Source organism: Saccharopolyspora sp. NPDC045839 (assembly GCF_056431645.1).
In genome coordinates, this window is sequence record NZ_JBWKKH010000045.1 from 13,397 (window position 1) to 27,521 (window position 14,125).

Annotated in this window: 12 protein-coding genes; 10 read left to right on the plus strand and 2 right to left on the minus strand. The window is 72.1% G+C overall.

The window, feature by feature from the left end; genetic code table 11:
* Positions 1-419 precede the first annotated feature (419 nt).
* Positions 420-1,259 carry an HAD family hydrolase gene (locus AC07EQ_RS38645; protein WP_478392814.1) on the minus strand — a complete coding sequence of 280 codons (840 nt, stop codon included), beginning with the start codon at positions 1,257-1,259 and terminating at the stop codon, positions 420-422.
* A 686-nt stretch (positions 1,260-1,945) separates the two neighbouring features.
* On the opposite strand from AC07EQ_RS38645, the gene ssd reads away from it, so the two are divergent.
* From ssd to AC07EQ_RS38685, 8 genes are all read left to right on the plus strand, one after another.
* Positions 1,946-3,031, plus strand: coding sequence for a septum site-determining protein Ssd (ssd, locus tag AC07EQ_RS38650; protein ID WP_478392773.1), 1,086 nt, complete (start codon positions 1,946-1,948; stop codon positions 3,029-3,031).
* 152 nt (positions 3,032-3,183) lie between these two features.
* Positions 3,184-4,353: a TadA family conjugal transfer-associated ATPase gene (locus AC07EQ_RS38655; RefSeq protein ID WP_478392815.1), complete on the plus strand. Its 1,170-nt coding sequence runs from the start codon at positions 3,184-3,186 to the stop codon at positions 4,351-4,353.
* Entirely contained in the window at positions 4,347-5,147 is an 801-nt protein-coding gene (locus AC07EQ_RS38660; protein WP_478392774.1) for a type II secretion system F family protein, read from the plus strand. Before AC07EQ_RS38655 ends, AC07EQ_RS38660 begins: the two co-directional genes overlap by 7 nt.
* On the plus strand, positions 5,144-5,845 hold the full coding sequence (locus tag AC07EQ_RS38665) for a type II secretion system F family protein (RefSeq protein ID WP_478392775.1): 702 nt from the start codon (positions 5,144-5,146) through the stop codon (positions 5,843-5,845). Before AC07EQ_RS38660 ends, AC07EQ_RS38665 begins: the two co-directional genes overlap by 4 nt.
* A 34-nt stretch (positions 5,846-5,879) precedes the next feature.
* Positions 5,880-6,089, plus strand: a complete 210-nt coding sequence (locus AC07EQ_RS38670; protein ID WP_132484423.1) for a DUF4244 domain-containing protein — start codon at positions 5,880-5,882, stop codon at positions 6,087-6,089.
* A complete protein-coding gene (locus AC07EQ_RS38675; protein WP_478392776.1) occupies positions 6,089-6,472 on the plus strand; it encodes a TadE family type IV pilus minor pilin in 384 nt (127 codons plus the stop codon). Before AC07EQ_RS38670 ends, AC07EQ_RS38675 begins: the two co-directional genes overlap by 1 nt.
* Positions 6,469-6,816, plus strand: a complete 348-nt coding sequence (locus AC07EQ_RS38680) for an Rv3654c family TadE-like protein (protein ID WP_478392777.1) — start codon at positions 6,469-6,471, stop codon at positions 6,814-6,816. Before AC07EQ_RS38675 ends, AC07EQ_RS38680 begins: the two co-directional genes overlap by 4 nt.
* Positions 6,817-7,147: 331 nt before the next feature.
* The gene (locus AC07EQ_RS38685) at positions 7,148-7,819 is read left to right on the plus strand and encodes a bifunctional DNA primase/polymerase (protein ID WP_478392778.1); all 672 of its coding nucleotides are present in this window, start codon (positions 7,148-7,150) and stop codon (positions 7,817-7,819) included.
* A 102-nt stretch (positions 7,820-7,921) separates the two neighbouring features.
* Here AC07EQ_RS38685 and AC07EQ_RS38690 read toward each other — a convergent pair whose 3' ends face one another.
* Complete coding sequence (locus tag AC07EQ_RS38690; protein WP_478392779.1) at positions 7,922-10,300, minus strand: DEAD/DEAH box helicase; 2,379 nt, start codon at positions 10,298-10,300, stop codon at positions 7,922-7,924.
* Positions 10,301-10,743: 443 nt separating this feature from the next.
* On the opposite strand from AC07EQ_RS38690, the gene AC07EQ_RS38695 reads away from it, so the two are divergent.
* Both AC07EQ_RS38695 and AC07EQ_RS38700 read left to right on the plus strand, forming a co-directional pair.
* Entirely contained in the window at positions 10,744-13,119 is a 2,376-nt protein-coding gene (locus AC07EQ_RS38695) for a sodium-translocating pyrophosphatase (RefSeq protein ID WP_478392780.1), read from the plus strand.
* 239 nt (positions 13,120-13,358) lie between these two features.
* On the plus strand, positions 13,359-13,961 hold the full coding sequence (locus tag AC07EQ_RS38700; protein ID WP_478392781.1) for a hypothetical protein: 603 nt from the start codon (positions 13,359-13,361) through the stop codon (positions 13,959-13,961).
* Positions 13,962-14,125: the final 164 nt, after the last annotated feature.

Here is a 14,125-nt window from a genome sequence, read left to right on the forward strand (position 1 = left end):
ACGCGCTCCATTGCGGGCAGAAAAGAACACAAAGAAAGGCAAAAAAACACAACCCCCCCCCCCCCCCCCCCCCCCCCCCCCCCCCCCCCCCCCCCGCCCCTCTGCGCGAGTACTCGGGTTACCAAGCGTGCACTCTTGTCGTAACTTCCGGGCTAGGCGTCCGGCGTCCCGGTACGCAACCCCGTGGAACGACCAGCCTTGTGTGCGGCAACGCGTGGGTGCTCCGGGCCTCGCGCGCGGAGTCTGATCGGGGTGGATGTTACTTCTCCTCCGTAACATCCCTGGCCAACCAGGGTCCGCACCTCCTTTGTAGTCGGTGACGCGCGTCACTGCAAGGGTTCGGATGCAGGCCGTAGGTATGGGTTTTTTCGGGTGGCGATCTTCGCCGTCGGCGCGGTACCGCGCGCCCGATGCGGCGGTCAGCGCCGGCGTCGCCAGGCCCGCAGGCCCCACCACGCCGCACCGGCCGCGGCCACCGCGCCCATGCCGACGCCGGCCGCGGTCACCGCCGCGCGGGACGGGGTGGGGATCCGGGCGCGCAGCGACACCGGGTGCTCGAAGGACAGCGTCGGCCAGCCGCGCTGGACGGCCTCCTTGCGCAGTCCGCGGTCGGGATTGACGACGGTCGGGTGCCCGACGGCCTCCAGCAGCGGCAGATCCGTGATCGAGTCCGAGTACGCGTGGCACTCGGCGAGGTCGTAGCCGTACTCGTCGGAGAGCTCGCGGGCAGCGGCCGCCTTGTTCTCCGCGGAGCAGTAGAACTCGATCTCGCCGGTGTAGCGGCCGTCGACCACGACCATCCGGGTGCCGGACCAGTGCGTCGCGCCGAGCAGCTTCGCGATGGGGGCGACCACTTCTTCGCCCGAGGCCGACAGCACGACGATGTCGTGGCCTTGCTCCTGGTGCTCCGCGATGAGCTGCGTGGCTTCCTTGTAGACCAGCGGATCGACGATGTCGTGCAGCGTTTCCTCGACGATCGCGTTGACCTGCTCGACGTCCCAGCCGGTGCACAGCGACGTGATGTGCGCGCGCATCCGGTCCATCTGGTCGGCGTCGGCGCCCGCCAGCATGAACACGAACTGGGCGTAGGCGCTTTTCAGCACGGCCCGTCGGTTGATCAGCCCTTCCTGGAAGAAGGGGCGGCTGAAGGCGAGGGTGCTCGACTTGGCGATGACGGTCTTGTCCAGGTCGAAGAACGCGGCCACCCGGCGTCCGGTGTGGGTCGATGGGTTCGCGGGCTCTGTCACGCCGCACAGCATACGAGCCCGCTTCGGCGGGCTGCGGGCGCGCATTACCGAAGGGTTTTCCAATCCCGGTGGTGGCCTTGCGCATCGTTTTCGGCAATTGATCCGTTAGTCGCCGAGCCCGTTGTCGCGCCGTCGGCGGCCCGGGATTTGCTAGTTCGGGGGGCTCGGGTGGCCCGATCTCGCGCGCCTGGGGCGGGGGCGGGCCGCCACGCGTCGAGAACTCACGCTGTGTGTGGTGTTGGGCGTTGCTTTCGTCTAGTGGGAGTTTCTTCTTGACTCGAATGTCGGCTACCGACCGGTTCGGTGCGCACTGGGAGCGAGAACGTTCGCTCAAATGGACGGGAGGCATTGCGGGGGATCTACGAGCTAGAGTGAGGGGAGTCCGGTGCTACCGGGCAGGTTCAGCTCGACCCCCCGGAGCTGAACTGCAGACGGCCCCCGCCCCTCCCCCCTGGCGGGGGCCGTCCCCTTTCCGGGGGCTCCGCCGCGGTCCATTCCGCCGGAAGCCAATGCGAACTCTTTCCGTTTTTCGCGGGCGATGTCGCGCTTTCGGGGTATGCGAGTTATCCACAGGTCGTCGGTTTGTCCACAGATTTGGAAAAGTCGGTTGGCAGATGCCGGTGATCCGGCCACCTTGGTTATCGGGCGCCAATTCGGCGCGCATCCATCCCCACCATTCGATTGCCGGAGGCATCGCCATGACTGCTGCACGCCCGCTGCTCGTCGCGCGGGATTCCGCGCTGGCCGAAGAGGTCTCGCGGCTGGCCGCGGCGGCCGGCGGCGAAGTGGAACACGTGCCGGGCCCGGCGCCGCCGAGCTGGCGGACCGCGCCGCTGGTGCTGCTCGACGCCGCTGCGCTCGGCGCGGCCGATGGACTGCCGCGAAGACGCGGAGTCGTTGTGCTGTCGAAGGATCCGACGCCCGATCTTTGGCGTGCCGCGTTCGAGATCGGCGCCGAGCGCGTGCTCGAACTGCCTGCCGACGAGGCGGGTCTCATCGAGCTGCTGGCCGATGCCGGCGACGCTCCGGCGCAGGGCGGCCGGGTGCTCGCGGTGCTGGGCGGTTGCGGTGGGGCGGGAGCGTCCGTGCTGGCCACCGCGACGGCGGTGTTCGCCGCGCACAGCGGAGAACGGTCGCTGCTGGTCGACTGCGATCCGCTCGGTGGCGGGGTCGATCTCGCCGTCGGTGCGGAGGCGGCCGACGGTCTGCGCTGGTCGGGGCTGGCCGTCAACGCCGGCCGACTCGCCGCGAGCGCGCTGCACGAGGCGCTGCCGAAGCGCCGGATCGGCAGCGGCGCGATCACGGTGCTGTCCTGCGACCGCGACGGGCCGCCGACCGGGCTGACGCCGGAGGCGGTGCGAGCCGTGCTCGGTGCGGGTCGCAGGGCCGGCGACACCGTGGTCTGCGACCTGCCGCGCACCCTTCCGGCGGCGGCCGCGGCCGGGCTGCGCGATGCGGACCTGGCGGTCGTCGTCGTGCCTGCCGAGGTGCGCGCCTGCGCGGCGGCGGCACGCGCGGTGGCGAGCATCCGGGAACACGCGGCCGGTCCGGTCCGGCTGGTGGTCCGGGGGCCCGCGCCCGGTGGGCTGCGCGCGGCGGACGTGGCGCGAGCCGTGGGCGCGGAGGTCCTGGCGGTCATGCGGCCGCAGCCGCGCCTGCCGGCGGTCCTGGATCGCGGCGGTCTCGCCGCGGCCGGCCCGGTGCGGCGGGGCCCGGTGGCCCGGGTCGCGCGGGAAGTCCTGGCCGCGCTCGGCCGCTCGGAACCGTCCACAGTGGCTGGTTGACGGCAGGGAAGCACGCCGCGGGCGGCGCGGGGAATCAGCTCTTTCGGTGCTCCATCGGAACGGAAGTGAGTCGAGTCATGTCCATGAGTCGTGTCCTGGAAGTCGACCCGATCCCCGGCGGATCGGCGGAATCGTCCACTGTGGCCGATTCGATCAACGGTGAGTTGCTGGAGCGGGTGCGCAGCCGACTGGTCGGCAGCGGCGCCACGCTGACCTCGGCCGCCGTCGCGTCCGCGGTGCGGGATGAGTCGGGTGGGCTGGTCGCCGACGCCGACGTGCTGGCCGCACTTCGCCTGGTGCAGCAGGAATTCCGCGGGGCCGGCGTGCTGGAGCCGCTGCTGCGCGATCCGGCGGTGTCCGACGTGCTCGTCACCGCGCCGAACAAGGTGTGGGTCGACCGCGGCGAAGGGCTGCAGCGGGCGGCGGTGCGCTTCGCCGACGAAGACGCGGTGCGCCGCCTCGCGCAGCGGCTCGCGGTGGCCAGCGGCCGCAGGCTGGACGACGCCCAGCCATGGGTCGATGCCTGGTTGCCGCAGGAGAGCGCATCCGGGCCGGTGCGGCTGCACGCGGTGCTTCCGCCGGTTGCGGGCGAGGGCACCTGCATCTCGCTGCGCGTGCTGCGCCCGGCCGCGCACGATCTCGACGCGCTGTGCGGTTCCGGTGCCTTCGACGGCCCGACCGCCGCGGTGCTGCGCGAAATCGTCGCGACCAGGCTGGCCTTCCTGGTCGTCGGCGGCACGGCCAGCGGCAAGACGACGTTGCTGGCGGCGATGCTGGGCGAGGTCGCGGAATCCGAGCGCATCGTGTGCGTCGAGGAGGCCGCCGAGCTCTACCCGCGTCATCCGCACGTGGTCCGGCTGCTCACCCGCCCGGCGAACGTCGAGGGAGCCGGCGAGATCCAGGTCCGCGACCTGGTCCGGCAGGCGCTGCGCATGCGGCCCGATCGGCTCGTCGTCGGCGAGGTCCGCGGCGGTGAGGTGCGCGAGCTGCTGGCCGCGCTGAACACCGGGCACGACGGGGGCGGCGGCACGTTGCACGCCAACTCGCCGCAAGAGGTTCCGGCCCGGATGGAGGCGCTGGCGGCGCTCGGCGGGCTGCCACGCGCGGCCCTGCACAGCCAGCTCGCCGCAGCAGTGCAGGTGGTGCTGCACGTTCGCAGGAGCGCTCGGCGCGGAAGGCATCTCGCCGGGATAGGCGTGCTGCGACGCAACGGCGAGCTTGTCGAGGTGCTTCCGGCCTGGCAGGCCGAGAGCGGGTGGGGGCCGGGCAAGGACGCGTTGGCGGCGCTGCTGGCCGCGAGAGGAGGTGCGTTGCCGTGCTGATCCACGCGCTGGTCGTGCTGGCCGTAGCCGTTCTCTGCTGGCCGGAGATCAGGGCGCGCGACCGGCTCCTCGCGGAGCCGGTGCGCGTTGCCAGGCCCTCGTTCCGAGGTGGCGCCCGGCTGCTCGTGATTCCAGCCGGCGCCGTCGCGGGCTGGGGCTTCGCCGGCCCGGCCGGTGCTTGCGCGGCTGTTGCGTTGTCGCTGCTCGGTGCGAAGTACGGGCGAACGCAGCGGGACTGGCGACATCGGCTGGACCGGGCCGACGAGCTGACCGCGGGGCTGCGGCTGCTGGTGGCGCAGCTGCGCGCTGGAGCCCACCCGGCCGCCGCTGCGGAGGGAGCGGCGGCCGAGGCCGGTCCGGCGGTGGCCGGGGTGTTCCAGGACATGGCCACCACGGTCCGGCTCGGCGGCGATGTCGCGGCGGCACTCGAAGGGCACGACGGGATCGCCGAGCTGCGCGGGCCGCAGGACCGGATGGCCAGGGCCTGGGCGCTGGCGGAGCGGCATGGCGTAGCGCTGGCCGACCTGCTCGATGCGGTGCGCCGCGACGTCGAGCGGCGGACCGCGTTCCGGCGGGACGTCGAGGCGAAGATGGCCGGCCCGCGATCGACCGCCGCCGTGCTCACCGGGCTGCCGATCTTCGGGTTGCTGTTCGGTGAGGCCGTCGGGGCGGAGCCGATCACCGTCCTGACCGGCGGGCTGCTCGGGCAACTGCTCCTGCTGGTCGGAGTGGCCCTGCTGTGCGCCGGGGTCGGCTGGACGTTGCGCCTGACCAGGGCGGTGGTGCAGCCGTGATCGAACTGCTGCTCGCGGCCGCGGCTCTGCTGCTCGTGCCGCCGAGCTCGGCACGGGCGAGGCTCCGGTCGCTCGGCCCGCGCTCGCCGGCTCGCGGGCGTCCCAGGAAGTCCATTGTGGTCTGGGCGTTGCCGCTGGCCGTCGGGGCAGGTGCGGTGCAGGTGCTGGGCCCGGTCGTCGGGATCTCGATGGGACTGGCCGCCGCCTTCGCCCTGCGCCGGTGGTCGGCGCTCGCGGACCGGCGCCGCGACCGGACGGATCCGCTCGCGCTGGCCGCCGGGTGGGACCTGCTGGCCGCCGGGATGCGCGCCGGGCTGCCGGTGCCGGTGATCGTGCGCGCGGTTGCCGACGAACTCACCGGTGCGGCGCACCGAACTCTGCGCGAGGTCGCCGACCACCTCGCGCTGGGCGCGGATGCCGCGACCGGCTGGGAACCGGCGCTGCGGAACCCGGACACCGCAGAACTCGCACGGGCGGCCCGGCGCACCGCCCGGACCGGCAGCGCGCTGGCGGACGTGGCGGGCGAAATCGCTGCGCATGCGCGAGCTGCGGTTGCCGAGCAGGCCGAAGCACGCGCGCAGCGCGCAACGGTGTGGATCTCGGCGCCGCTGGGCCTGTGCTTCCTGCCTGCGTTCCTGTGCCTCGGGGTGCTGCCCGTGGTGGTCGGCATGATGCACCGCCTCGCGGTGCCCTTGTAAGTCCATTGTGGATCTGAACTGGAGGTTGATCGAGATGAGTGCCAGGTCGAACCGGTGGACGGCGACGCGCCGACTGCGCGCCCTGCTGCACGGGGACGGTGGCATGAGCACCGCCGAATACGCGGTGGGAACCGTCGCCGCGGTGGCGTTCGCGTCGCTTCTCTACGACGTCGTGACCGGAAACTCGGTCAAGGACGCGCTCGCCGGGCTCATCGCCCGCGGGCTCGAAGGCGGCGATACCTGATGGCCGCGCAGGTGGTTCCGGCGTCGCCCGGCGCCGGAACGGCCTGCCGCGATGCCGGGGCGGTCACGGTCGAGGCGGCATTGGGCATCTGCTCGGTGATCGCGGTGTTCGCGCTGATCCTGACCGGGATCGGAGCGCTGATCGGCCAGCTCCGCTGCACCGATGCGGCGATCGAAGCCGCGCGGTTGGTGGCGCGCGGCGACCGGCCCCGCGCGGACGAGGCGGTCGGCCGCATCGCGCCCGGCGGCGCGTCGCTTTCGGTGCTGGTCGAGGGCGATGAAGTCAGCACCGAGGTGAGCGCCCCGCTGCCCGGTGAGTTCCTGCCCGGCCGCTGGCTGAACGCGCGGGCGGTGGCGGTGCTGGAACCAGGAGTGGCGCCATGAGCGGCGACCGGGGAGCGGCCACCGTGGTTGCGGCGGTGCTCTCGCTGGCGCTGATCATCCTGCTGTCCGTCGTCCTGCAACTGGGCGCGGTCACGGTCGCCCGCCACCGGGCCGAAGGGGCGGCGGATCTCGCCGCCCTGGCCGCCGCCGCGTACGCGCCGCACGGGCAGCAGGTCGCGTGCGAGCGTGCGAACCGGGTCGCGAGCGGGATGCGAGCCGAGCTCGCGGAGTGCCGGATGGACGGCTGGGACGCCGTCGTGACGGTCCGGGCCGATCTTCCCGAGTTCGTACCCGGCGGGCGAAAGGCCAGCGCACGGGCTCGTGCCGGGCCGGAGGGAAGCTGAACGGCGGCCGATCGATCCGGCCGCGACGAACGGTCGACGAGCGGTCGGGCGACCGGATTTCATCCTAGCGAGCGGTCGTTCCGGTGCCGCTCAACAGGATGATCCGTTTAGTTCACGTGGTCTGGGCGGGAGCGTTCGTCGCGGCTCAGCTACCGGTCGTCGACTGGGGGTGTACTCGCCCGGTTCGGATGACGTTGATTAGTGGTGTGAGCGCAAGACCCAAGGTTCACGACAACGAGGTCGAGAATCAGGCGGCTGCCGAAGGTTCTACCGGAGGCGCCCCCCCGAGCCGCCGGTCCGGCGCCCACTTTGGAACAAGGAGGCGGAGCAAATGCAACGGTCGGCGGACAGGTGGCAAAGCGCCTTCCGCGGCATCCCGGCCCACCCGGCCGGGCTGACCAGCAGCCGGATCGAACTTCGCGTGCAGGCAATCGGATTCGCCTCGCGCGGTTGGCCGGTGCTACCCGGAACCTACCCCGAAGAAGACGGCTGGATCGGTCGCCGCGGACGCCAGGAGACCGGCCTGCGGCCGGTATACCGCGACTGGCAGGACCGCCTCGGCACCAACCCCGACGAGGTCACGTCCTGGTGGACGGAGCGGCCCTACGGCCTGCTGGTCGCCACCGGAACCACGGTCGACGCCATCGAGGTCGACTCGAACCTCGGCCACCGCGCCGCGTTGGTGCTGCGCGCACTCGGCTTCCCGGTGCCGATCGTGGCCACCCCGGACGGCCGCTGGTACTTCCTGATGTCCGGCGGCGGCGAGCTCTACCCCGAGCTGGCCGATCTGGGCGGAATCATCTTGCACAGCAACGGGAGCTGGGTGCCGATGCCCCCGACGGCCTACCCCGGTGGTGCGGTGCACTGGCGGGTCAAGCCGGAGGTCTGCGCCTGGCAGCTGCCCACCCCGGACTTCGTGCAGGACGCGCTCTGCACGGGTCTCGAACTCCTTGACAACAGCAGTCCGGAGAACGTGGCGGAACTTCTCGCAGCGGGCAGGTGACCACCTGCCGGCCGCACCGACGCCGAACGGATCGGCATCCGCGCCCGGGCTCCCCGACACGACCGAACGCGTCTCCTCCGAGCACGCACCAGCCCTTCGTGCTCAGCTCTCTTGTGGACGGTCGTGCAGCCCAGCCGATCCGCCGGCGCCGCCCCCGAGCGCGGCCGACACCGCATCGAGAACAGCCACCGCCCCCGCCTTGTCCAGCGGTTCGTTGCCGTTCCCGCACTTCGGCGACTGGACGCAGGACGGGCATCCCGCCGGGCAGTCGCAGGAAGCGATCGCTTCCCGCGTCGCGGCCAACCATGGGACCAATGCGGCATGACCGCGATCGGCGAATCCGGCCCCTCCCGGATGACCGTCGTGCACGAACACCGTTGCCTCCCCGGTGTCGGCGTGCAGCGCGGTGGAAACCCCGCCGATGTCCCATCGATCGCAGGTCGCGAACAGCGGTAGCAGGCCGATCGCCGCGTGCTCGGCGGCATGCAGCGCGCCGGGGATGCGCGCCGGATCCAGCCCGGCGCCCCCCGGCGCGCTGCCCACCAGCAGCTCGTCGCCGACCGTGTACCAGACCGCCCGGGTCATCAGGGTCTGCGCGGGGAGGTCCAGCGGAACCTGGTCCAGCACCGCCCCGGAGGGCCGTTTCCGCAGGTAGCCGACGACCTGTGAGGTGACTTCCACCTCGCCGAGGCAGACCGTGACGCCGCGCCCGGTGTCGTGCCGCTCGATGGTCCGCAGCACCGAGATGTCCACCACGTTGCGGGGCGAGGTCGTCCAATCGGGGCTTTCCTCGTGCACCAGCGCGATCCCGGTCTCCAGGTCCAGCTCGTCCACCACGAACGATTCGCCGCGGTGCAGGTAGACCGCTCCCGGGTGCACCGTCCCGCAGGCCGAGTCCGGGTCCACGGTGCCGAGCATGCGCCCGGATTCGCCTTCCACGACGGCGATCGGATGCCCGCCGGCGCCCCGCAGCTCGACGTTCCGATGTGGACGCTCGCGGGAGGTCCAGAACCAGCCGTGCGGGCGCTTGCGCAGCACACCGTCCGCCGTGAGCGCCGCTACGGCCAAGCGAGCCGGTTCGCCGCCGAAGACGTCGAAGGAGTCCTCGTCGAGCGGCAGCTCGGCGGCGGCGCAGGCCAGGTGCGGTTCGAGCACGTACGGATTGGTCGGGTCGAGCACCGTCGCCTCGACCGGGCGCTCGAGCACCGCGGACGGGTGGTGCACCAGGTAGGTGTCCAGCGGGTCGTCCCGCGCGACGAAGACGACCAGGGCGCCGTCGCCGTCTCGCCCGGCGCGTCCGGCCTGCTGCCAGAAGGATGCGAGGGTGCCGGGATAACCGGCGACCACGACGGCGTCGAGCCCGGAGATGTCGACGCCGAGTTCCAGCGCGTTGGTGGTGGCCACCGCGCGGAGCTCGCCCGAGAGCAGGGAACGCTCCAGCTCACGGCGATCCTCGGGCAGGTAACCGCCACGGTAGGCGGCCACCTTCGCGGCGAGCGATTCGTCCACATCGGACAGCGCGCGCTGCGCGGACAGTGCCGCCAGCTCCACGCCGCGCCGGGACCGGATGAACGCCAGCGTCCGGGCGTCCTCGATGACCAGCTCGGTCATGATCCGCGCCGCCTCGGTGCCGACCGCCCGGCGCACCGGGGCGCCGTTCTCGCCGATCATCTCGTCGAGCAGCGGCGGCTCCCAGAACGCGACCGTCCGGGCTCCGCGCGGAGACCCGTCATCGGTCACGGCGCGGCACGAGACGCCGGTCAGGCGCTCGGCCAGCGATTCCGGGTCGGACACGGTGGCCGAGGCGAGCACGAAGACCGGGTCCGCGCCGTAGTGCTGCGCGACGCGGCGCAGGCGGCGCAGCAGCAGCGCGACGTGGGAGCCGAACACCCCGCGGTAGGTGTGGCACTCGTCGACCACGATGTGGCTGAGCCGCCGGAAGAACCGCGCCCAGCGGCCATGCCCGGGCAGCACGCCGTAGTGCAGCATGTCCGGGTTGGTGAAGATCCACCGGCCGTGCGCGCGCACCCAGTCCCGCTCGACCTGCGGCGTGTCGCCGTCGTAGCTCGCCGCCCGGACCTCCGCCATGCCGAGCTCGCCGATGGTGCGCAGCTGATCGGCGCCGAGCGCTTTCGTGGGGGCGAGGTACAGCGCGGTCGCCCGGTCGTCTTCGAGCAGCTGCGAGAGCACCGGCAGCTGGTAGACCAGCGATTTCCCGGAGGCCGTGCCGGTCGCGACGACCACGTGCTCGCCGGCCCGGACCGCCTCGGCTCCCTCGATCTGGTGCACCCACGGCTCCCGCGCGCCGCGCTCGCGGAACGCGTCCACCAGCCGCGGCGGGATCCACTCGGGCCAGTCGGCGGTGCGGGCCGGGCGGGTGGGCAGGTGCGCGACGTGCCGCAACGGCGTTTCGTCGGCCGGAATGCCGGCTACCGCGCGGTCGAGTAACCGCCGCCCCTTGTCCTGGTCCGCTGCGCGCACGCTAGCGAGCCTCGCACAGCGCCGATCGCGCACCGCGCACGCGTTCCCGGTTCCCGCATCCGTGTCGGTATCGCTCGATCGGCTGGTTCTTGCCTCGGTCCGGGGCGGTGGCGCTGACTCCGGCGGCTACCCGGTGGACCGTCGGAGTCGTGCCTAATACCCCATGTAACCCGTTTGGGCCAAATCAACCTTTGCCCAATTGGGTGATCAAGTACCCATCTGAATCGATTCTTTCGTCACGGAGTCCCACGTCGTGACGAGTTGCGTATCACACCGTGAGGTAAGCCACTCGTGGCCTGAATAGACTCCCGAGCCACGACGTCGCCACGGACGGCCAGCGACCGATCACCGGCCGTACCGGGCGGGGCCGCCTACCGCGCACCGGAGCCCCGTCGAGCGTTGCGGAGCCCCGGTGCTGAACCGAGCACAACCCAGGAGGACGGATGTCCCTGCTCACCCCGGTCCAGCACGGCTGGGCCCAGGGCGCTGCACCACCGAGCTCGCAAACCCGGATGGACCTCGCCCAACAAGCCACCGGTATCGAGCTCGGCGGCGCCGACTACGTCGTCGTCGGTGCCGTGATGGTGATCGCCCTGGCCGCCCTGGCCTTCGGCTACGTCCTGATCAAGGAGGTGCTGTCCGCCGGCCAAGGCACGGCCAAGATGCAGGACATCGCCAAGGGCGTGCAGGAAGGCGCCTCGGCCTACCTGAGCCGGCAGTTCCGCACCCTGGCGATCTTCGCCGTGATCGTGTTCCTGGTGCTGTTCGCGCTGCCTTCGGAGAGCACCGGCGAGACGATCGGGCGATCGATCTTCTTCCTGTTCGGCGCCGCGTTCTCGGCCACCATCGGCTACCTCGGCATGTGGCTGTCCACCCGCGCGAACGTGCGCGTCGCGGCGGCCGCCCGCGAGGAAGGCGAGGGGCGCGAGAAGGCGATGCGGGTCGCGTTCCGCACCGGCGGCGTGGTCGGCATGATCACCGTCGGCCTCGGCCTGTTCGGCGCCGCGCTGGTGGTGCTGGTCTACGCCGGCGGCGCCCCGCGCGTGCTGGAGGGCTTCGGCTTCGGCGCGGCCCTGCTGGCGATGTTCATGCGGGTCGGCGGCGGCATCTTCACCAAGGCCGCCGATGTGGGCGCCGACCTGGTCGGCAAGGTCGAGCAGAACATCCCGGAGGACGACCCGCGCAACGCCGCCACGATCGCCGACAACGTCGGGGACAACGTCGGTGACTGCGCCGGCATGGCGGCCGACCTGTTCGAGTCCTACGCGGTCACCCTGGTCGCCTCGCTGATCCTGGGTACCGCCGCGTTCGGCCTGCACGGCCTGCTGTTCCCGCTGATCGTGCCCGCGCTGGGCGTGATCACCGCGGTGATCGGCGTGTACATCACCAAGGCCCGTGCCGGCGAAAGCGCGCTGACCGCGATCAACCGGTCGTTCTACATCTCGGCGGGCATCTCCGCGGTGCTCTGCGTGATCGCCGCGCTGCTGTACCTGCCGAGTTCCTTCGGCGAGCTCACCGGCGTCTCCGAGGAGATCCGCGCCACGAGCGGCAACCCGGCGGTGATCGCGCTGGTCGCGGTGATCATCGGCATCCTGCTCGCGGTGGTCATCCTCAAGCTCACCGGGTACTTCACCGCCACCGAGCACCGCCCGGTGCGCGACGTCGGCAAGTCGTCGTTGACCGGCGCGGCCACCGTGATCCTCTCGGGCCTGTCGGTGGGCTTCGAGTCCGCCGTGTACACCGCGCTGATCATCGGCGCGGCGGTGTTCGGCGCGTTCCTGCTGTCCGGTTCGCTGCCGGTGGCGCTGTTCGCCGTCGCGCTGGCCGGCTGCGGCCTGCTGACCACCGTCGGTGTGATCGTCGCGATGGACACCTTCGGCCCGGTCAGCGACAACGCGCAGGGCATCGCCGAGATGTCCGGTGACGTCGAGGGCGAGGGCGCGAAGATCCTCACCGAGCTGGACGCCGTCGGCAACACCACCAAGGCGATCACCAAGGGCATCGCGATCGCGACGGCGGTGCTGGCCGCGACCGCGCTGTTCGGGTCCTACACGGACGCGATCGGCGTCGCGCTGGCCGATGTGGCCGGCCACATCGACGCCGCCACGTTCTTCGTCTACGCGCCGGACGTGCTGGTGGGCTTGATCATCGGGGCGTCCGTGGTGTTCCTGTTCTCGGGCCTGGCGATCAACGCGGTGTCGCGCGCGGCCGGGGCCGTGGTCTACGAGGTGCGGCGGCAGTTCCGCGACAAGCCCGGGATCATGGACGGCTCGGAGCGCCCCGAGTACGGCAGGGTCGTCGACATCTGCACCCGGGACTCGCTGCGCGAGCTGGCCACGCCCGGCCTGCTCGCGGTGCTGGCGCCGATCGCGGTCGGCTTCGGCCTGGGCGTCGGCCCGCTGGCGGGCTACCTCGCCGGCGCCATCGCCACCGGCACCCTGATGGCCATCTTCCTGGCCAACTCCGGTGGCGCGTGGGACAACTCGAAGAAGCTGGTCGAGGACGGTCACCACGGTGGCAAGGGGTCCGAGGCGCACGCCGCCACGGTCATCGGCGACACCGTCGGCGACCCGTTCAAGGACACCGCAGGCCCGGCGATCAACCCGCTGCTGAAGGTGATGAACCTGGTGTCGGTGCTGATCGCGCCGGCCGTGGTGACCTTGACCGTGGGCACGGACGCGAACCCGGTGGTCGGGCGCGTCATCGCGGCCGTCGCGGTCGCGGTGATCATCGCGGCGGTGGTGGTCTCCAAGCGCCGTTCCACGGCGATCGCGGAGTCATCCACCTCGGACGACAAGGCGGTCAACGGAGCGGCCTGACGCGTCGGTGGTGAAGCGAACGGACCGTTCACCTCGATTGCCGAGGCGGGCGGTCCGTTCGCTCCGATCGCGCCGGCGGTGCGGATCTGGAAGGGCGCTGTCCCCGAGCGGGGCGGCGCCCTTTTCGTGCGCTGGGGTTTCGCCGGATCGGCGACCCCGCCTTCCGGAGCGCGGTGGGCGGTGGGGGAGAGTCTGTGAGCGCACGCCGAAGGCAACTCCGATCTCTGCGAGGAGTGCGCATGAAGATCCGCTCGACGTCCATCGCGGTGCTCGCCGCCGTCCCGCTGGCGCTCGCCGGGTGCGCGGCAGGCCCGGCCCAGGCCCCGGCTCCCGCCCCGCCGCCGAAGCCGGCCGCCCCGAGTCCGGAGGGAGTCGCGTGGGCGGGCCGGATGTGCGGGCTGGTGGGCGACTTCGCCACCTCCCAGAAGCAGCTGCCCGGAGTCGACAAGACGAACACGGCCACGGTCAAGCAGACGGTGATCGAACGAATCGACTCGGCGGTGCGCTCCGCCGACGACACCATCAACGGCCTGCGGGGCCTCGGACCGGCGCCGATCGCGGGCGCGGACTCGGTCAACGACGGCTTCCAGCAGGGCTTCACGCAGGTCCGCGACCTGCTGACGTCGGCGGGCGAGAAGGCGAAGCAGGTCGATCCGACCAACGAGCAGAACTTCCAGGAGGGCATGGCCGCGATGCAGCAGGAGCTGCAGAAGGGCCAGCAGCTGGACCTCAAGGACGAGCTGGCGGCGCTGGACCGGAACGAGGAGCTCAAGGCGGCCTCGCAGCAGGCCCCGGAGTGCAAGCAGTTCTTCGCCCCGCCCCAGCAGCAACCCCCGCGCTGAGAACGGCCACTGGGCAGGATGGTGGGGGGGGGGGGGGGGGGGGGGGGGGGGGGGGGGGGGGGGGGGGGGGGGGGGGGGGGGGGGGGGGGGGGGGAGGGGGGGGGGGGGGGGGGGGGGGGGGGGGGGGGGGGGGGGGGGGGGGGGGGGGGAGAGGGGGAGGTGTA

Excerpts from the sequence above, each read along its gene's own strand:
- ssd (WP_478392773.1), top strand. The coding sequence starts at position 1,946 with ATGACTGCTGCACGCCCGCTGCTCGTCGCGCGGGATTCCGCGCTGGCC.
- AC07EQ_RS38700 (WP_478392781.1), top strand. The coding sequence starts at position 13,359 with ATGAAGATCCGCTCGACGTCCATCGCGGTGCTCGCCGCCGTCCCGCTG.
- AC07EQ_RS38695 (WP_478392780.1), top strand. The coding sequence starts at position 10,744 with ATGTCCCTGCTCACCCCGGTCCAGCACGGCTGGGCCCAGGGCGCTGCA.
- AC07EQ_RS38685 (WP_478392778.1), top strand. The coding sequence starts at position 7,148 with ATGCAACGGTCGGCGGACAGGTGGCAAAGCGCCTTCCGCGGCATCCCG.
- AC07EQ_RS38675 (WP_478392776.1), top strand. The coding sequence starts at position 6,089 with ATGGCCGCGCAGGTGGTTCCGGCGTCGCCCGGCGCCGGAACGGCCTGC.
- AC07EQ_RS38670 (WP_132484423.1), top strand. The coding sequence starts at position 5,880 with ATGAGTGCCAGGTCGAACCGGTGGACGGCGACGCGCCGACTGCGCGCC.
- AC07EQ_RS38645 (WP_478392814.1), bottom strand. The coding sequence starts at position 1,259 with ATGCTGTGCGGCGTGACAGAGCCCGCGAACCCATCGACCCACACCGGA.
- AC07EQ_RS38680 (WP_478392777.1), top strand. The coding sequence starts at position 6,469 with ATGAGCGGCGACCGGGGAGCGGCCACCGTGGTTGCGGCGGTGCTCTCG.